A 19,677-nucleotide genomic window follows, 5' to 3' on the forward strand; every position below is an offset into this window, starting at 1 on the left:
ATGGGTAAGATAAGGGTAGGTTTTGGGTTTGATGTTCATCAGTTAAAAGAGCAACACCCTTTTGTTTTGGGCGGAGTAAGGCTTGAGCATCATGCAGGTGCGTACGGGCATTCCGATGCCGATGTGCTCCTGCATGCCATTTGTGATGCTTTATTAGGCGCGGCCAACCTGCGCGATATCGGCTTCCATTTTTCTAATACAGACGATCGCTGGAAAGGCATCAGTAGTTTAAAGCTGCTACAGCATGTGATGATCTTGCTGCGCGAAAAAGGCTGGGAGATAAACAATATAGACGCTATGGTGTGTTTAGAAGCACCAAAGATCAATCCGCATATACCGGCGATGAAAACCCACATTGCGCAGGCCGCGGGCATTAGCGGGGAAGATATCTCCATCAAAGCAACTACCAACGAAAAACTGGGCTTTATTGGCCGTGAGGAAGGTGTGGTGGCTTATGCTGTCTGTTTGATTGAGCGCGCGCAATAAAGTTTGAATCTTGTAGAGACGCAAAGTACTGGCCTCTACGTCCGGGGGATTTTCTTTTCCGCCATCTGCTTCACATTACCTGTACGTTTCAATACGCCCCAACCGCTGTGTTCGCCTTTAAGCGCCCTGCGTATTGATTTAAACAGTATATAATACATCAGTTGGCGCCAGATAAATCGTTGCGGAATGATATATACCAGCTTTTTGTAATCCTCTTTTTCCATCCGGAAGGCTATCACACCTACAATAAAGTCGATTATCACAAATAAAACGTAATACAGCAATATGCGGCCTGGTTTGTCGCCCAGTAAGCCAAAGATCATAAACAGATCGGCTAACGGCGAGAATAACGGTAGTATGATCTGGAAGATAAGGATGTTAGGCATGCCTACCATACCAAAGTACTTGTATTTTTTGTTGAACAGCGCACTGCGGTTTTTCCAGAAACTTTGCATTACACCATAGCTCCAGCGGAAACGTTGTTTCAGCAGGGCGCTGATGGTTTCGGGTGCTTCAGTGTAAGCTATCGCCTCGCCGCAGTTTTTAATAATGTAGCCTTTTTTAAGTATCCGCATAGTAAGGTCACAATCCTCGGCTAAAGTATCAGTAGTAAAACCGCCGGCTCTGAATACCGCAGACTTTCTGAAGGCCCCGATAGCACCAGGTACTACGGTAATGCTATTGATGAGATCGAATGCGCGGCGATCCATGTTTTGAGCTGTAATATACTCGATAGACTGCCACAAGGTGATGATATTATTCTCATTACCTACTTTAACCGTCCCGGCTACTGCGCCTATCTCGTCATCTGTAAAATAGGTCATCAGATGATAGATAGCATCGTCTTTTAACTGGGTATCGGCATCTATACAAACCACAAAATCATGACGGGCATGGGCGATGCCAAAGTTTAGGGCCGAGGCTTTACCGCCGTTAGGTTTATCCAAAACCATAACACGCGGATTATCGCCATAAGCCTTCTGAACAACCTCAGAGGTTTTATCTTTCGAACCATCGTTTACAAAAATGATCTCAAAGTCCTTGTACTCGGTTTTAAGCAATGACTCAATGGTTTTAGCCGCAGTCACTTCTTCATTATACGCAGGTACAATAATGCTCACCGGCTGCAGCTGCATTTTAGTTATGCGATTGCGATATTTACCGAAACTTTTGTTCTCGGCAAATTGTCTTGAAGCCAAAATTCCTATCAGCACTATGCGCCCTATAGCCAGGAATATTGCGACCAGGAACAAGTAAAGCAAAAACCAGTTGCCATAAAAAAAGCCGACTACAAAAATGTCGTATAATGAGTTGTAAATACCTGATTCGTGCTTAACAGGCGGCATCAGATCATCTTTGCTTTTATCTAAAATATCGGCAATGGTGGTAAACTGGTAGCCATGACTTTTAAAGTAATGGATGATCTCAGGTAATGCTTTAACCGTTTCTTCACGAGTGTCGCCGCCGGCATCGTGCAGTAACAGCATCGAGCCATTATTAGCCTGCCTGATAGTACGCGCGACTATGCTGTCTTTAGTTACACCGGGCTGCCAATCCCACGGGTCGATAGATTCACCAATGTTGATATAGCTTTGCTTACGGCTCTCGGCCACCGGAATAACTTCTGCCAGCGTTTGCGGCTCAGCGTCGGCATTAAATGGAGGGCGGAACAATATTGTGCTGTGGCCGGTTACAGACTCGATCAGTTTACGTGTAGCGTTCAGTTCCAGGTTCACCCGGTCAATACTGACTGTAGATATATCCGGATGAAAAAAAGTATGGTTACCGATCTCGAAACCTTCATCATACTCGCGGCGAAGGATCTGCATATTCTTTTCGGCCATTGAGCCGACTATGAAGAACGCTGCCGGAACTTTTTCACGATTCAATATATCAAGTATTCTGGGCGTGAAATCCGGATCAGGGCCGTCATCAAACGTTAAAACTATTTTACCCGGTTTATAACCATATTTGCGTATCACATATTTGGTAGGCAGCTTGATATAGTTTTGATTGGTAATGACATAGTTGGTCGTATCCAGCTTGACGTCTATCTTGCCCTCAACCGGAGTAGTTATGAGGTCAAGTACCTCACCATCGCCTTCGTAGTTGATTTTATTGTTCAGGCCAACATAAGTAAGCCGCTTAATATCGACACCGGTTTTCTTCAACGAGTCAATAGCCAGGTTTTTCTGAAAGAAATTCCACGAGCGCGGATCTTCGGCGCCTAAGCGCCATAGAGCCACGCCGCCTGTATCCCAGTCGTCGGCCATGCGGATAATATTGAAATTGGTTGCTGCATCGGTAAAGTAAACCGTATGCTCGAGTCCGTCTTGCCCGTTGTAAGCAAAATGCAAATTGGCTGAAGCCGGATCATAGACGATCTTGCTTTCATTTTCATGCGCTGTACTGATTGCCGCCTGATAGCCCACAGCTTTGCCTATGCTGTTTTGAGGCCAGTCTACACCGCCGCCAAAAACGGTCAGGATAACTTTTTCGCTTGGTATCTGGTCGCAAACCTTGTCTAGTATCTGTTCAACCCAGTGTTGGTTTGAGATGTCGCCTGCATTACTATCCTCAGTGTGCTGGTTAATAGCCATCACAAAAAGATAGTCGTTGTAATGCTGCAGTAGTTTGATGTTATAATCTTCGTCATCAGGGATAACATTTTGCGTCACCATGTAACCGATAGGGTGCAGGGTGTTGTAAAGCTCCTGTTCAAATTTGATAAAATTAGGCGAATTGCGATTTGCGATATTATCAAAATCAAGATTGACGCCCTGGAATTTATACTTATTTAACTGCTTTATAATGCTGTTGACAAAGGCGGTCCGCAGCTTTTTGTTTTTGACAATGCGTTCAACGTCTTTAGCATCAAACCCACCGGTAGCGTTGTTATAATTAACATAGTTTGAAAGCGTAACCAGTATGGGCTTTTTGTACTTTTTGTTAAGGTTGACCAGGCCCGTATCAATAACAGCCTGTATGGTGTCGGCGCCTGGTTTAATTAAAAAACCCTCGCTTACTATCATATCGATATGGGCAATATGATCTACCAGCGAGTTATAAGCCTGGGCTTCCCATGCACGATAAAAAGCAGCGTTAATACGGTCTTTGTTATTAGGATGATGCAGGCGATAAGCATTGCGGGTACGTTCAAGCTTTTGTATCTGGTACTCGTCTATCTTAAAATCTTTAAACTGCCTGGATTTTTTTAGCTGTTCAAGCTCTTCTTTAGTGATTTTTTTTGGCGCTGGATTAAGGTTAGGCAGGTTGGGATATTGCTGTGAGGTAATAGTAACGACCGAGCCAATGACACTGCATATCAACACAACAAGCAGAATGCGGCTTAGCCATTTAAAACGGTTCCATCTACCGGGGGTATCAGCTTGAAAAACCTGTTTGGACATTTAAAAGTTTAGTAAATATTTAGGTTGATATTATTTGGTGCTTTTTTCAGGATTGATATTTGAAAAGTCAACGCCGCACTTGCAGTTTTCTCCGCACCCTTTTTTTACAAACATGCTTCTGTAAAGCATCCTGCCAATGTAAAATACAGATCCTGCAAATAATATGATAACTAATATCGCCTGTATATTCATAGTCGCAAAATTACACATTTTATTAAGAAACGTGCACGGTACCGGTATGTTATGTGTTAACCGGTAATTTTACTTTTTGCTGAATTATGCTTGCGTTAAAAAGGTGCAAACTCTTTCATTTGCCATAAATTAGCCGTACCTTTGCGCCAAATTTTAAAGGCATTTCATGCAAAAAATAAGAAACATTGCGATTATCGCACACGTTGACCACGGTAAAACTACTTTGGTTGATAAAATTCTGCACAGCTGCGCTATCTTCCGCGAAGGACAAGAGACCGGAGAGCTGATATTGGATAATAACGACCTGGAGCGCGAACGAGGTATCACCATCGTGTCAAAAAACGTCTCGGTAATGTACAAGGACGTTAAGATCAACATTATAGATACACCGGGCCACGCCGACTTTGGTGGCGAGGTTGAACGTGTATTGAAAATGGCTGATGGCGTATTGTTGCTTTGCGATGCTTTTGAAGGCGCTATGCCTCAAACACGCTTTGTAACCCAAAAGGCTTTAGCTTTAGGTTTAAAGCCTATTGTCGTTGTAAACAAAGTCGATAAGGAAAACTGTCGCCCTGAAGAAGTTTATGAGCAAATCTTCGAGTTGTTCTTTAACCTTGAGGCTACTGAAGAGCAGCTGGACTTTCCGGTAATTTATGGTTCATCCAAACAAGGTTGGATGAGTATGGATTACAAAAAACCAACCACTGATATATTCCCGTTGATGGATGCTATTTTGGAGAACATTCCACCGGCACCTATAAATGAAGGCTCTTTACAAATGCAAATCACATCGTTAGATTATTCTTCGTTTGTGGGCCGTATCGCTATTGGCCGTGTTGCACGTGGCGTTATTAAAGAAAATATGCCGGTATCATTGGTAAAACGTGATGGTACTATCCAGAAAACAAGAATAAAAGAACTTTATACTTTTGAAGGCTTAGGTAAAGTTAAAGCTACCCAAGTAAGTGCAGGCGATATTTGCGCTGTTGTAGGTATTGAGGGTTTTGATATTGGCGATACCATAGCTGATTTTGAGAAACCGGAGCAGCTTGAGGTTATTCATATTGATGAGCCTACCATGAACATGTTGTTCACCATCAACACTTCGCCTTTCTTTGGTAAAGAAGGTAAATTTGTAACCTCACGCCACCTGCGAGACCGTTTGTATAAAGAGATGGAGAAAAACCTGGCGCTTAAAGTTGTCGAAACCGAATCGCCTGACTCTTATTTAGTATATGGACGTGGTATTCTTCACTTATCTGTATTGATCGAGACTATGCGTCGCGAGGGCTACGAGTTACAAGTGGGCCAGCCACAGGTTATTATTAAAGAAATTGACGGGGTTAAATGTGAGCCGGTTGAGACTTTGATTGTTGATGTTCCGTCTGATGTAGCAGGTAAGGTTATTGAGCTGGTAACGCAGCGTAAAGGCGACCTGTTAGTAATGGAACCTAAAGGCGATTTACAACACCTGGAGTTTGAAATACCTGCACGCGGTATCATTGGTTTGCGTAACAACGTATTGACCGCTACCGGCGGCGAGGCTATTATGGCGCATCGCTTTAAAGCTTATGAGCCTTGGAAAGGCACTATTCCGGGTCGGTCGAACGGTGTATTGGTATCAATGGATACCGGTAAAACTACCGCCTTTGCAATTGACAAATTACAAGATCGCGGCCGTTTCTTTATTGATCCGGGTGTTGATATTTACGAAGGTCAAGTATTGGGCGAACACATCCGCGATAACGACTTGGTTATTAACTTAACCAAAGGTAAGCAGTTAACCAACATGCGTGCATCTGGTAGTGATACCAATGTCCGTATTGCGCCCGCTATCAAATTCTCGTTAGAAGAATCAATGGAGTATATCCAGGCTGATGAATACATTGAGGTTACGCCTCAAAGCATCCGCATGCGTAAAATATACCTGAATGAAAACGAGCGTAAAGTAAACGCTAAGAAATTTCAGTCCTAATACTGCAAGTTTGTTACCTCTTAAAAGGCTCCATATTACGGGGCCTTTTTTGTTGATGTTTGGGGAGAGACGTCTTCTGAAAACCTGTTAATGCGTCTGTTATAAACAAACATTAATTGTGAGTTAATTTATAATTAACAAATTATTTATTTTAATTCGTTTATATGTTATTTTTTGAAGTTGTTGGATTTCGTTTGTAACTAAAAGTAAATTTTATTTGGTTTTTTCATTTCTGTTCTCTTATATTTGATTAACTCAACAAGTTAACCTAAATCTTAAAACAAATGAAAAACCTTACAAAAAGCGGCTTACTGGCCGCATTGGCGGTTGGCGCGTTTCTGATGCCTTCCTGCAAGAAAGATGCAAAAACAAACAGTAACTTAAATCAACCCAGCCCGCAAACATCAAATGCCCGGCCGCAAAAAATTCAAAGCCTGGATGGCAATCTACTTGCTTCGTGGCCACTTATTTATGGAACTAGTCCGGGCGGATATGGCACTGGGCAATCAACAGAAGATGCGGGGCCAAATAACCATGTCCTTTCATTCGGCCCTTATATTACGGGTGCCACAGATCGTTATGGAAATGCTAATGCTGCTGTTTACATACCGGTAACAGGAACATATCCTGATGGATTTTCGACTACAAGTTATTACCCTAATGATTTGCGACTTTCCGGAACAGATTTCACATTAAATATCTGGATTAAATTAGATAGTTATAATACAGGGAATGATTCACGAATAATGGATAAACGTTATCCTGCCACTGATGGTTGGTATTTCAGTGTTTCGGGTGATACTTTTTCGGCAGGTCATGGTCATTTGTTATTCAGCAATTGTTCTTCAACGGCTTATAGCACCGGCACTGTGAGTTTAAATACATGGCACATGGTTTCAACTGTTTACTTGTATTCTGCCAATGAAATACTTTTTTATATAGATGGCGTTCTTAGCGGCACAACCACCGGAATAGCGTCGCCTAGCTCTACCTCTAATTCCAATGTACATTTCGGATTTGATCAGTTAGCAACTCCAAATAACGCTGCATTTATTGGTGCTATGGATGATGCAAGAATATATAGTGTGGCATTTAATGCCGCTGATCTTGGTGTTTTATACAATGCACCTAATCCGACAGGATTACTTGCGTATTGGTCGCTCGACAACAATGCAGATGATCTTTCCGGTAATCATTTTTTTGGTACACCATACAATACGCTTGCCGTAGGCGATCGTTTTGGTAATGCCAACAGTGCGTATAACTTCAATGGAACCAGCAGCTATATTACTGCTCCTGACCTGGCTGCATTTGGCAACCTGCGTTTAAATAATACTGACTTTACGCTAAATGCCTGGGTTAAAGTACCCACTTTAGGCTCGGCAATGCAGATAATGGCCAAGCGTTCATCAACTGCCGGAGGTTGGGGATGGAGCATAACAACGTCTGGCTATGATTTCTTTGGCCCAGGAGGTGGAATGACCAGTTCAACCGGTACAACAGCCATTACTGCAGGTAGCTGGCATATGGTTACAGTAACTTACCAATATTCAACCGGGTTGCTTACCCATTATGTGGATGGAGTTGCGGCAGGAAGCTATTCTGGTGTTTTCCCAACACCAACTTCAGTAACTAATGGTTTGGTTATAGGACGCGATGACCTGGGTCCTAACTATTTCTTTAATGGAAATCTGGATGATATAAGGATTTACAATAAGGCTCTTACCTCAACCGAAATCAATACCATAAAAAACACACAATTTTAAAAACAATTAAATTGTTGAGTAAAAAGAGCCGCTTTCCGCGGCTCTTTTGTTTGGCTGTTTTTTTGTAATTGACTAACGGTGGACTAAATAAATGGCGTAAGGATATTGTTAACAAGCTGATTTATAAGACTAAAACATCGATAGAAATATTTTTTAGCTTGTGATGGATACCATCTTTATGGAGCGCTTGACGATATATGCCTGTACAGCCGGCTTTAAGCTTTAATGGTATACAAAAACTGTACATTTACGACAAGTAGCAAGGTTTACCCTAATTGTAAACAAGGATTTTTATAGCTGAATAAAAAAGAATTAACTTAGCCGGATGAAAGGTAATGACCGCCTGTATCCCAGTATATTCAACCCGCGTTATGTAGTACTTACACAATTAAGGGATGCAACCGTTAAAAAAATTGAAGAGCTTACCGCTAACAATAAAGATTCTGTTTTAATAGATTTTGGTTGTGGCGACATGCCATATAAACCTGTTATTGAGCCGCATGTAGGTAAATATGTGGGCGTTGACCTGGAGATGAACCCTAAGGCAGACCATCATATAGATTTTGATAGCAAAACTACACTGCCAGATAATTATGCTGACATTATCCTATCAAACCAGGTATTAGAACATGTTGATTCGCCGGAAGGTTATTTGCAAGAAGCCTGGCGTTTATTAAAACCAGGCGGCTCTATGATCTTAACTACACATGGCTATTGGCTGTATCATCCCACTCCAAATGATTATTGGCGTTGGACCGGAGCCGGATTAAGAAAGACTGTCGAAAAAGAAGCCTTTGCTATAAGCTCATTCACAGGTGTATTAGGTCTTACTGCAAGCGGGTTCCAATTGTTTCAGGATGGTATATTATTCAAATTGCCGCGGTTTTTGGTACCGGTATGGTCTGTTATTATGCAGGGTGTAATTAATTTGTTTGATAAAATTCACACTCAGGCTCAGCGCGATCGAGACAGTGCTCTGTATATTGTGGTTGCCCAAAAACCACTATAATGAATATTTAAGTACTTTTGTTGACTGACTAGAGCAAATCTATTTTCTGGTAATTATAAATGGAAGAAAAAGTAGACCGTGAAAACGTAGTGTCATATTATGATGAACACGTTAAATATAAACTGAACGACTATGTCATCGTTAATCCGCGCATAGAGTTTGGATGGGAAACCATTACTCGTTTTGCACCTAAACAGCCTGTACGTATTTTAGAAGTAGGCTGCGGCATGGGCAGCATTTGTAACCGCATGCACAAGCGCTGGCCAAATGCCCATGTTACAGGTATCGATATTAGTACCATGTCTATCCAGATCGCGCAAAAACTGTTTGCTGATGATAAGCTTGATTTTAGAGAAACCATATTAACCCCTGAAACATTTAAAGACGATCAGTTTGACCTGATTGTTTTTATGGATGTTTATGAACATATAGCTGTCGAAGACAGACCTGTAGTACATGGGGCTTTAGCAAAAATATTAAAGAACAAAGGGAAAATAATACTGACTGTACCTACCCCGCATAACCTTAAATGGTGTTTGGTTAATCGCCCTGAAACCATGCAGCCGGTTGATGAACATATAACCTTTAGTGTTGTAGGTAAACTGGCAGAAGACACAGGCACTGAGGTGATACTTTACCATCAAAAAGATGTTTGGCACACTGCAGATTATACCCATATTGTGCTTGAAAAGAATGATGATTTCTTAACCGCGTTTTTTACACCAAAACCGGTGACTGCAGCTCAAAGGTCAAAAAGAATAATTGGAAAGGCAAAGGCTAAACTGGGTAGTTATTTCCGTAAAGCTTTTGTTCGTCGCAAATTAGGATAGACATGAGTGGCGGCTATACATTGTGCATTATAAAGCCTAATAAATCCACTTTTTCAGAAACATTTGTACAGGCGCATATCGACATGCTGGCCGGCAATAAGTTGGTGCTGTATGGCGGAGCTTTCCCGGTTTATGACAATGAGGATAAGCCACTTATCCAGTCAAAATGGGGGCTGCTCAGCTATTTGTTTCAAAAAAAGATTTTAAAGCGCAAAAGCATCGCTGTAAGGACAAATGCCCTGAAACGCTATTTACTCGAAAAACAGGTAGATGCCGTGTTTGCCGAGTATGGCATGGTTGGTGCGATGGTAACCGAGGCTTGCAAACAGGCCGGAATCCCGCTTATTATTCACTATCACGGTGCCGATGTTTATGAAAGCAAAGTAGTTGAAGATTATAAAGACCTTTACCATGATTCCTTCAATTATGCAAGTGCTCTGATTTCCGTATCGGCAGACATGGTTGAAAAATTAAAGGAAATAGGCGCTCCTGCCGATAAGATATATAACGCTTCGTGTGGTATTGATACTGAAGATTTCCCGTTGGCGGATATCTCCAAATCGCCGCGCAACTTTTTGGCAATTGGGCGGTTTGTCGAAAAAAAATCGCCCTCATCAGTAGTAAAAGCGTTCAAGATTGTAGCTGATAAATTTCAGGACGCCAGATTGTGGATGGTTGGCAACGGCCCACTGTTTGATGAGACCCAAAGGCTGATTACAGCCTTAAATCTGCAATCACAGATAACTTTAGCCGGGGTATTGAACAAGGCGCAGATTAAGGAGTTGATAAAAAATGCACGCGCTTATGTACAGCATTCGGTTACTGCTGCTAATGGCGACAGCGAGGGTACGCCGGTTTCTGTGTTAGAAGCTTCTTCATCAGGCCTGCCGGTAGTATCAACACGTCATGCCGGTATCAAAGAAGCCGTTATTGATGGTGTGACCGGGTTTTTAACTGACGAGCATGACATTGACGGTATGGCCCAGGGAATGATTAAATTGGCTGAGTCGCCCGAACTGGCTGTTCAATTAGGCAGAGCCGGCCGGGAGCACATGATAAACAACTATCATATTAAGTTGCGCATAGCGTTGCTTGATAGCATCATACAAAGCAGCATCGCACAAAAAAGAGGCAAATGAATTTACTAAAGAGACAAGGCTTTTATAACAGCATTATACTATATGCCGGTACTGCCCTTGGCTTTATTAATTTGACGATTTTATTTCAGCGAATTTTAACGCTCGAGGAGATAGGCTTTTTCACCATCATGAATACTATTACCTTACTGTATGCTCAAATAGCATCGGTAGGTATAAACAATATCATATTTAAATACCTGCCTCATTTTCGTAGCGACGATAAAAAGCACGGCGGCTTTGTAACCTTTGTAATTGTTTGGTGCGTTATAAGTTTTGTGATCTTTACTTTAGTTTTCCTGTACTTCCAGGGGGCAATTGTAAATCATTACAGCAGAAAACCAGGTTCGGATGAATTAGCCCCCGGTGCGAAGCTACTGGTGCAATATTTTTATTACTTAATTCCGCTCGCCTTTTTAACGATGGTTTTTACAGTGCTGGAGAGCTTGGCCATCACCGTTTTTAAAAACATATTGTCCTCATTTTTACGTGAGGTTTTTTTGCGGGTATTTACACTGGTAAGTGTATTGTTGATCGGGGCATCACTTATAAATTATCATGATTTTTTATCCATCTATCTCTCTGGTAATGTAGCTATGATAGCCATTATGCTATTATATATATATAAGGGGCGGGATTTTAAACTTGCCGGTATATCACCGCAAATAGTCAGCAAAAAAAAAGAGTTTATTAAGTATGGCTTTTTTACATTGTTAAGCAGCACATCGGCAGCGCTTATACAGTCGCTTGACAATATAATGTTGCTGGATATAACTAAGGATTTAAAAATACTCGGCATTTATACTGCCTTTTTTGCTATAGCATTAGTTATCAGTTTGCCGGCCAAGGCTTTAAACCGCACATCACTGCAAATTATTGCCCAGGCCTGGGCCGATAATAACCTGCCTAAAATTGGCAAGATCTATTACAAGACATCGGTAATGCAAATGCTTATCGGGTCGTTATTATTTATTGGCCTTATTGTAAACAAGCCCTTCATTATGGTGCTATTACACAAAAACGAATACCGGGCTTATTTTGATGTATTTGTAGTAGTAGGTCTCGGATTTTTAACTGATATAACCGGTGGAGTGAATGGCTATATTGTTAATCTTTCTAAATATTACCGGTACACTACCTACTTTATAGTGGGTTCGGTGCTTTTTTGTATTGCAGCAAATTGGCTGCTGATACCACGTATAGGCATGATGGGGGCGGCCGCGGCCTATTTCTTGACTACGTTTGTTCTTAATTTTTTGTATTGGATATTTGTAAAAGTGAAATTCGGGCTGCAGCCTTTTGGCAAGACCCATGTATTAATCATTATTATAAGCGTAATAGCACTGATAACCGGCTTATATTTACCCCTGGGCCATAATGTATATATTGATTTGATCTTACGGTCATCAATAGTTGGAGTCATTTATATATCACTGGCGTATCTGCTTAAAATATCTGATGACGTAAATCAGTTAATTGACGGTGTTTTAAAACGTTCAAATAAAATCTGATAGTAGTTTTCGCTGCTCATTTTGCCCGCGCGTTAAACCGTCATAGCTTTAGCTATGCTTATAGCTAAGCCGCCCGTGTTTTATAAACGCCCAAACAACTCTCTGTCATTACAATGACGTGAGGGGCGATTCTGAAATGTGTCAGGATACGTGGAAACGTTAATTAATACTGTCCATACTGAATATAATTGTTTTATCAAATGGTTTTTTGTAACTTGTTCGTTTCAATTATGCCCAGTGACGCCCGGCCTGAGATATATATTAATAATTTTTTGCCTGGCTATTTTGCCGGTGGCTGGCTTTTGCCAGTCAGCGGTGTTGTCGCCCGAATGGTTTAATGATATAGGTAGCCCCGGCAATAGCACGACCGCGACAGCCGTAAAGACTGATGCCTCTGGCAATGTGTATGTAATCGGCTATTTTACGGGTACTGTTGATTTTGATCCGTCGGCATCCACAGCAAATTTAGGGAGCCCGCCGGGTTCTACTTCGGGGTTTATAGTTAAGTATAAAGCAGATGGCACATATGTATGGGCCTACACCCTGGGGGGTACAAATGTTAAACCCACAGCCTTAACGATTGGCACCGATGGTTCCATTACCATTATCGGGAATTTTTCAGGGGCCGTGGATGCTGGTCCAACTATAGGTATAAATGCGCTGACATCATTTGGCGGTAGTGATGTATTTATAACCCACCTTAATCAAAATGCCGGATTTATTTGGGCCAAAACTATTGGTGGTACAAACGACGACTTCGGTAATAAAGTAGCCAGCGACGGCGCGGGTGTTTATGTCGCATTACAATTTCAATCTACTGTTGATGTTGGAGGTACCAGCTATACCGCAAAAGGTACCACCGATGGAATGCTTGTTAAATATGATCTGACCGGCAATGTAGTGTTTGCTTTAGATCTTGGATACACCGGCGTTGAAAATACTGCATCAGGTGTTGCTGTTGACAGGAATGGGAATATCGATGTTATCGGTTTCTTAAACGGACCAATTAATTTTAACCCGCTTGGGCCCGCTTATGCCCTAAGCGCCCCGCAAAAGGCAATGTATATTGCTCAATATTTGCCCGATGGTAAGCTAAACTGGGTGAAAGACATTGAGCAAGGTTTTCCAAATACAGCTGTTTCCAGTAATAATAACATCAACATGAGTTTAGATGGCTCCGATAACATATACGTCGCCGGTGCTTTTACTGGTACGGCAAAGTTTAACACAAGCACTTCATTAACTGCTAAAGGTAATACAGACCTTTTTGTTGCCAGATATACATCAGCCGGCCTTTTAACTTTGAATAAAAACATTGGTAAAGCAGGCGGATCCATTGTTCCTACAGATATAGGTATAACTACCGACAATCAGTATTATTATGTGACCGGATATTTCACAGGATCCATTGATTTTAGTACTAATGCAAATACTTCTATTGTCAATTATCATGGCCAGCAAGATTTGTTTCTGGCTAAATACAATCAAACAGATGGTAACATTGTAGTTAATACTAATGTAGGTAATAATTCTTGCGCTATCCAAAGTAATGCTTTGGCAATAACCAATAATAATAAGGTCATGATGATAGGCACATTTTGCTCTAGTAGTGCTTTTGGCGGGGCTTGTACCACATTTAATGAATCTGCCAAAGGTAGTACTGATATGTTTTTAGCTGAATATAGCCAACCTAAGCCTATAGTTAATAATGTTATTGTTAACCCGGCTAATTGTGGTGGTAGCGCCGGTACCTTACAGGGATCGACCCCTACCGGTGGTATAGATACTTATACTTATGAGTGGCAACGATCAACGGATAGCCTTCATTACACAGAGATATTTGGTGAGACCGCCAAAGATTACTCTCCACCTGCTGAAACCGGTGTGGTATATTACCTGCGAAAGGTGTTTTCAGGACCATGCGTAACACCTTCTTTAAGTAACGTGCTTACGGTAGATCCATCAAAGCCTCTCACCATACAAAATAACTTTATCATTCCGCCTACTGAGCCCCTATCAGGTTGCGGGGGAGCCGGTGCTTTACATTTAAATGGGAGTTTGCCTACCGGGGGTGGGGGTGGGCCCTATAGCTACGACTGGCAAATGTCTTTTGACACCGTCAACTGGACGGCTTTATTAACATCTCCTGTGAGTACACCTTCTCAACAAAATCTTGGTGCGATAAGTTATCTCAGGACTTTTTATGTAAGGCGAGTAGTCAGGATACCAGGATGCAACATTCCGTCAATAAGCCCGACTATGACGTTTACAGCAGTTGCCCGTTTGGATAATATTACGATACATGCTACCGGTGCAACTGAGTTTTGCAATTCGGGCGATCCTGGCACGTTAACCAGCGACAGATCACCTACAGGCGGCACTGGTGTTTACACCTATCAATGGAAATCGACAACTACAAATGATTTTCAAAACATACCTGGCGCTACCAGCGCTGATTACAAGCCCGGTGTACTTACCAAGACAACTTTTTTTAAGCGTGAGGTGTTGTCAGGGCCGTGTTACACCGGCGACCCCGGGAATAACTCAAACGCCATAATAGTTACGATTAAACAACTGGCTCCGGTTGCCAATAACACTATTTCGCAAGCAACACCCGATGGCGCACTGTGCCTGGCCAATGCCGATCCGTCAATGATAACTGGCAGCATCCCGGCCGGTGGTGCGGGTGATATTTTTTTCCAATGGCAGCAATCGTCAGATAACGTAAATTTCATTGACATAACAGGTGCGACGAATCGCGATTTCGATCCGCCAAAAATAACCGGGACAACGTATTATCGCAGGGTAGTAACATCGTCCGGTGCCAGTTCATGCAGTATTCCCAGCATGAGCAATATTTTGACCGTTAGTGTGCAAACAGCTAACGTATCTAATAATACTATTTCTCAATTCGTGCCAGATTCGGCTATGATCTGTTCGATACCCGCTAAACCTAAAAAAATAACAGGTAGCAATGCTACAGGCAGTGGTTTTAGCTACCAATGGCAAAGCTCAACCAATGGGGTCAATTTTACGGACATTGCTAACGAGAAAGGTAAAGATCTCGACCCGAAAGAAATTACCCAAACCACTTCTTACCGTCGGGCTGCTGTTGTGCCGGGTGGTTGTGCAGCGCCGCTTTATAGTAACATACTTACAATAAATGTATCGCCAATCGCCTCAAGCAATATTATTACGGCACCTGCTACTACTGTTTTTTGCGATATAGGTAAAGCGGAGGTTATTAAAGGGTCTGAGGTAAGCGGCAATGGTGTGCATTATCAATGGCAAAGCTCGACTGACAGCCTCACGTTTTCAGATATCACCGATCAGGGAAACTATCCTGATTACGCTCCGCTTTTGCAAACCTCAACGGTGTATTATCGCCGTGCTGTGAGCACAGCGGTGTGTAATGTCCCATCGGTCAGCAAAGTGGTAGCTATCAAAATTTTCCAGACACCTGTTGTCAAGCTGTCGGCCGATAGTGTTTACATTTGTTTAGGCGATAATGTTACACTAACCGCATCTGGTGGTACTCAATACAAATGGTCTCCGTCTGACGGGTTATCGTCTACTGATCATGCGTCGCTGAGCGCATCTCCTAAAACTACCACTACTTACATTGTAACGGTATCAAACGAAGGCTCGTGCAGCGTTACAGGCTTGATTAAAGTTATCGTTGTTCCCAGAGTTATAGTTAATGCAGGAGCCGATAAACGGATATTCAGAGGCGAATCTACCCGGCTCGAGGGTAAAGTTACCGGTGCTGATACACATTACAGTTGGTCGCCCACTACTTATCTTGATGATCCGAATAGTCTGGCGCCGCTGGTAACCCCGCCTAAAACCACCACCTACACGCTTACCGTCACAACAGATCATGGTTGTAGTATAACCACCGACGAGGTTAAAATAAATGTTTACGAGCGCGTAATCATACCTACCGGCTTTACCCCCAACAACGACGGTAAAAACGATTTATGGGAAATCCCATCGCTTGCTACGTACCCGGGTAGTGTATTGACGGTCTTTGGCCGCAGCGGGGTAGCGGTGTTCAGAAGCGTAAATTACGCCAAAACCTGGGATGGCACCAATCAGGGTAAACCGTTACCGTTTGGTACCTATTATTATGTGATCGATTTAAAAGATGGCACTCAACCGCTGTCAGGGTGGGTATCATTGATCAGGTAATATTTGATGGCCCGATACTGTCCGTTTTAGCATTTATATGCTAATTTTGTCAACACAAAAATCACTACAAAACCAAAATGCAGGAAGTTAACAGCAGCGAGAATTTAAAAACGGCGTACGATAATTATTATGAAAATAATGATGAAACATGGCGCATGCTGGGTGCCAAATACAAGGTTGAGCATATTGTAGAAGTTTGCAAAGGCTACACATTTAATAAAGTGCTGGAGGTTGGCGCCGGCGACGGCGTGATCTTAAAGTTGTTGTCCGACAGAAATTTTGCTACTGAATATCATGCAGTTGAACTTTCTGCAAGCGGCGTAGAGCGTATTAAAGAACGTAATATTCCCAGCATAAAATCGATACAGGAGTTTGACGGCTATCATTTGCCTTTTGGCGATGAGAGTATGGACCTGATTATCCTTACCCACGTATTGGAACATGTGGAGCACGAGCGAATGTTATTACGCGAATTGAAGCGTGTAGCAAAAATGGTGGTAATTGAGGTGCCGCGCGATTATCGTACCGGTGTTGATACCCGCATTAAACATTTCCTGGCCTACGGGCATATCAACGTTTATACGCCGACATCATTGCGTTATTTATTGCTGACAGAAGGCTTCGAAATTATAAAAGACCTGACCGATACCATTGCGCCTGAGGTAACTAAGTTTTATACCTTTAAAACTTTGAAAAAACCTAAAAACTTTGTGAGCACCTTTAAGATTGATTTGGAACATAGCATAAAAAAAGTTGCGGCATCCGTCTTTGGTAAAAAGCTGGAAGAAAAATTTGCGAACTACTATACCGTACTATGTAAAAAGGCAGAACACCAACCAGATATCTTTTAACTTATGCAAAACCTGGCCCCGATAGCTTTATTTGTTTATAACCGCCCCGACCATATGCGCCGGACGATTGCTTATTTACAAAAAAACGTATTAGCAGCCGAGAGCAAGCTTTTTATTTTTTCGGACGGGCCAAAGACTGAGGCTGACAAAGAGAAGGTGGACGAAGTGCGTGTGCTGGCTAATGAAGTTACCGGGTTTAAATCGGTTAAAGTGATTACCCGTAAAGAGAATATGGGTCTGGCTAATTCTATTATCATTGGCGTTAGTCAGTTGGTAGTTGAGTTTGGTAAGGTTATTGTTTTTGAGGATGACCTGATATCGTCGCCATACACACTACAATATTTTAATGAAGCATTAGATAAATATCTGGCCGATGATACTGTAATGCATATAGGGGCTTATATGTATCCGTTGGAGGATAGAAGCTTGCCCGAGACTTTCTTTTACCGCATAGCCACCAGTTGGGGTTGGGCTACGTGGGCGCGTGCCTGGAAAAATTTTGAGCCGGATATTGATGTGCTGATGAGCCGGTTCGACGTTGAAAAACGGTATAATTTTTCTGTTGAGTATACCATGAACTTTTGGCGGCAGATGGTAGAATTCAAAACAAAGAAAAATAACTCATGGGCCATACGCTGGTATGCGTCCATGTTTCTGAACGGCGGATTGTCACTTAACCCGGCACATTCGTTAGTGCATAATATAGGGCATGACGGCACGGGGGTACACTCCAATATTGAACATATGTATGGCGTTGATGTAGCTGAAAAACCTATCAAATATTTTCCAACCGAAATAAAGGAAAACCAGCAGGCGCACATTGCCATCCGTAATTTCCTGAAAAAGCGTAAGGGGACTTTGCTTCAGCGAGGCATGCGGTTATTGAAACAATGGCGCATTAAGGGAGCGGCTAAAAAAGCGTAATTGAAAATAAATGGGGAGGCGCCCTGAGGCCCTCGAAGGGTAAAGGCGGGCCCGCCTGTTTGCAATGCCATCCCTCATGCTTTGACGTCCCGGCAGGCCAAATGAACTACTTCATTCCCTTTACTACGATATAAGGCGACAGTGCCTTGCTCTCAAACGGAGCAATCTTAGTAAGTATCTTACCGGTAAACCACAGCGTCTTAACAAGCGCTTTAGCAAAGGCCGACTGATGCGATTTGTTTTCAAGCCACATTGAAAACTTCCCGTGGTAGTATGATTCTACATTCTTTAACCCCACTTCCTTAAAAATACCAGCCAGCAGGACAGGGTCCATGCAGTCGATATAGTGTTTGTCGTAATTCTCGCGGTCAAACCGGCGCTGTACCCAGCCGTTTATGCTTTTAAAATTTGGCAGGGTAATAAACAGTGTCCCGCTATCGCGCAGAAAAGGCAGATGCGTTTCTATGATGGCTTTAGTGTCTTTAAAATGCTCTATCAAACCGAAAGACGAAACAATATCGTACTGTTGAGTGGGCTTGTAGTCAAACAGGTCGGCTTCAATGATATGGATATCGCCCTCCTTTAAACCGTTAGTCTCCAGCAATTGATTGATCAGCCCCTGATGAACAAAATAATCAAACAGGGTAGTATCCATATTTTCATACTTTTTTAAATAGACGGCATAATAGCCGGGAAATCCGCCCAGCTCAACGGCGGTTTGGTAACCGTTGTCGGCTTTTAATTTGCCCAGGATGTTACCAAAAACATAATCGCGCTTAATATCAAATATCAGCCCCAGTCTCGACTCCCAAAATGCTTTCCAAAAAGAACGATCAGTTAAATTATTATCCATTAATCCAGTTTCGCTGTTTATTATAAAGTTTCTTTCTCCAGTATTCGTGCTGGGTTACCTACTACCACACTGTTAGCCGGGATGCTTTTGGTCACCACCGAGCCGGCACCTATCACCACGTTATCGCCAATTTCTATATCGCCGATAATTACTACGTTAGCGCCCACATCAACGTTATTACCTAAACGCGGACAACGGCTAAAAGTGCCATTAGCCAGTTTTTTGTGCCCTATGGTAACGCTGTTTCTTAATGTGCAGTTATCGCCCAATATTACGCCCTGGTTAAGCACTAAAGCCTGTCCGTGGTAAAGCGACAGTCCTCTACCGATTTTTGTTTTGCGCGGTATTTCTATGCCCCAAACCCACTCAACCGCATAACGATAAAGCATCAGATACGGGAAAAATATTACTTTGGCCACCATTGACCGGTTAATGAGCGATACCAGCCTGAACATACACAGAACAAGTTGCCCCTTGAAATTCCGGCGGTTTGATTGCCAATCCTGAAATAAGTAACTCATGCCGGTTTACGCGTTGACGTGT

13 protein-coding genes are annotated in these 19,677 nt (G+C 42.4%); 10 read left to right on the forward strand and 3 right to left on the reverse strand.

The window, feature by feature from the left end:
* Positions 1-486, forward strand: a complete 486-nt coding sequence (gene ispF, locus ABD772_RS11075; RefSeq protein ID WP_345104050.1) for a 2-C-methyl-D-erythritol 2,4-cyclodiphosphate synthase — start codon at positions 1-3, stop codon at positions 484-486.
* Positions 487-521: 35 nt separating this feature from the next.
* On the opposite strand, the gene ABD772_RS11080 is transcribed toward ispF, so the two are convergent.
* Positions 522-3,896, reverse strand: coding sequence for a trifunctional glycoside hydrolase family 18/polysaccharide deacetylase/glycosyltransferase family 2 protein (locus ABD772_RS11080; protein WP_345104053.1), 3,375 nt, complete (start codon positions 3,894-3,896; stop codon positions 522-524).
* Between the two features lie 358 nt (positions 3,897-4,254).
* On the opposite strand from ABD772_RS11080, the gene typA reads away from it, so the two are divergent.
* From typA to ABD772_RS11125, 9 genes are all read left to right on the forward strand, one after another.
* Positions 4,255-6,063 (forward strand): translational GTPase TypA, encoded by a 1,809-nt coding sequence (gene typA, locus ABD772_RS11085; RefSeq protein ID WP_345104056.1) that lies wholly within the window; start codon positions 4,255-4,257, stop codon positions 6,061-6,063.
* Between the two features lie 284 nt (positions 6,064-6,347).
* Positions 6,348-7,829 carry a LamG domain-containing protein gene (locus ABD772_RS11090; protein WP_345104059.1) on the forward strand — a complete coding sequence of 494 codons (1,482 nt, stop codon included), beginning with the start codon at positions 6,348-6,350 and terminating at the stop codon, positions 7,827-7,829.
* Positions 7,830-8,154: 325 nt separating this feature from the next.
* Complete coding sequence (locus tag ABD772_RS11095; RefSeq protein WP_345104062.1) at positions 8,155-8,838, forward strand: class I SAM-dependent methyltransferase; 684 nt, start codon at positions 8,155-8,157, stop codon at positions 8,836-8,838.
* A gap of 59 nt (positions 8,839-8,897) precedes the next feature.
* Positions 8,898-9,668 (forward strand): class I SAM-dependent methyltransferase, encoded by a 771-nt coding sequence (locus ABD772_RS11100; RefSeq protein ID WP_345104066.1) that lies wholly within the window; start codon positions 8,898-8,900, stop codon positions 9,666-9,668.
* A 2-nt stretch (positions 9,669-9,670) separates the two neighbouring features.
* Positions 9,671-10,807, forward strand: a complete 1,137-nt coding sequence (locus tag ABD772_RS11105; RefSeq protein ID WP_345104069.1) for a glycosyltransferase — start codon at positions 9,671-9,673, stop codon at positions 10,805-10,807.
* Positions 10,804-12,315: a lipopolysaccharide biosynthesis protein gene (locus ABD772_RS11110; protein WP_345104072.1), complete on the forward strand. Its 1,512-nt coding sequence runs from the start codon at positions 10,804-10,806 to the stop codon at positions 12,313-12,315. The genes ABD772_RS11105 and ABD772_RS11110 overlap by 4 nt, the downstream gene beginning before the upstream one ends.
* Positions 12,316-12,552: 237 nt before the next feature.
* Positions 12,553-16,506, forward strand: a complete 3,954-nt coding sequence (locus ABD772_RS11115; RefSeq protein WP_345104075.1) for a T9SS type B sorting domain-containing protein — start codon at positions 12,553-12,555, stop codon at positions 16,504-16,506.
* Between the two features lie 77 nt (positions 16,507-16,583).
* Positions 16,584-17,357, forward strand: coding sequence for a class I SAM-dependent methyltransferase (locus tag ABD772_RS11120; protein WP_345104078.1), 774 nt, complete (start codon positions 16,584-16,586; stop codon positions 17,355-17,357).
* 3 nt (positions 17,358-17,360) lie between these two features.
* Positions 17,361-18,281: a glycosyltransferase gene (locus ABD772_RS11125; protein ID WP_345104081.1), complete on the forward strand. Its 921-nt coding sequence runs from the start codon at positions 17,361-17,363 to the stop codon at positions 18,279-18,281.
* A gap of 106 nt (positions 18,282-18,387) precedes the next feature.
* Here the strand turns inward: ABD772_RS11125 and ABD772_RS11130 are convergent, their stop codons facing one another.
* Together ABD772_RS11130 and ABD772_RS11135 are read right to left on the reverse strand one after the other, a co-directional pair.
* Positions 18,388-19,134 (reverse strand): class I SAM-dependent methyltransferase, encoded by a 747-nt coding sequence (locus tag ABD772_RS11130; RefSeq protein WP_345104084.1) that lies wholly within the window; start codon positions 19,132-19,134, stop codon positions 18,388-18,390.
* A gap of 20 nt (positions 19,135-19,154) precedes the next feature.
* Positions 19,155-19,655: a serine acetyltransferase gene (locus tag ABD772_RS11135; RefSeq protein ID WP_345104087.1), complete on the reverse strand. Its 501-nt coding sequence runs from the start codon at positions 19,653-19,655 to the stop codon at positions 19,155-19,157.
* Positions 19,656-19,677: the final 22 nt, after the last annotated feature.

The sequence above is a fragment of the Mucilaginibacter panaciglaebae genome, assembly GCF_039539265.1.
GTDB lineage: Bacteria > Bacteroidota > Bacteroidia > Sphingobacteriales > Sphingobacteriaceae > Mucilaginibacter > Mucilaginibacter panaciglaebae.

Coding starts and splice junctions, on each gene's coding strand:
- ispF (WP_345104050.1), top strand. CDS start 1: ATGGGTAAGATAAGGGTAGGTTTTGGGTTTGATGTTCATCAGTTAAAA.
- ABD772_RS11080 (WP_345104053.1), bottom strand. CDS start 3,896: ATGTCCAAACAGGTTTTTCAAGCTGATACCCCCGGTAGATGGAACCGT.
- typA (WP_345104056.1), top strand. CDS start 4,255: ATGCAAAAAATAAGAAACATTGCGATTATCGCACACGTTGACCACGGT.
- ABD772_RS11090 (WP_345104059.1), top strand. CDS start 6,348: ATGAAAAACCTTACAAAAAGCGGCTTACTGGCCGCATTGGCGGTTGGC.
- ABD772_RS11095 (WP_345104062.1), top strand. CDS start 8,155: ATGAAAGGTAATGACCGCCTGTATCCCAGTATATTCAACCCGCGTTAT.
- ABD772_RS11100 (WP_345104066.1), top strand. CDS start 8,898: ATGGAAGAAAAAGTAGACCGTGAAAACGTAGTGTCATATTATGATGAA.
- ABD772_RS11105 (WP_345104069.1), top strand. CDS start 9,671: ATGAGTGGCGGCTATACATTGTGCATTATAAAGCCTAATAAATCCACT.
- ABD772_RS11110 (WP_345104072.1), top strand. CDS start 10,804: ATGAATTTACTAAAGAGACAAGGCTTTTATAACAGCATTATACTATAT.
- ABD772_RS11120 (WP_345104078.1), top strand. CDS start 16,584: ATGCAGGAAGTTAACAGCAGCGAGAATTTAAAAACGGCGTACGATAAT.
- ABD772_RS11125 (WP_345104081.1), top strand. CDS start 17,361: ATGCAAAACCTGGCCCCGATAGCTTTATTTGTTTATAACCGCCCCGAC.
- ABD772_RS11130 (WP_345104084.1), bottom strand. CDS start 19,134: ATGGATAATAATTTAACTGATCGTTCTTTTTGGAAAGCATTTTGGGAG.
- ABD772_RS11135 (WP_345104087.1), bottom strand. CDS start 19,655: ATGAGTTACTTATTTCAGGATTGGCAATCAAACCGCCGGAATTTCAAG.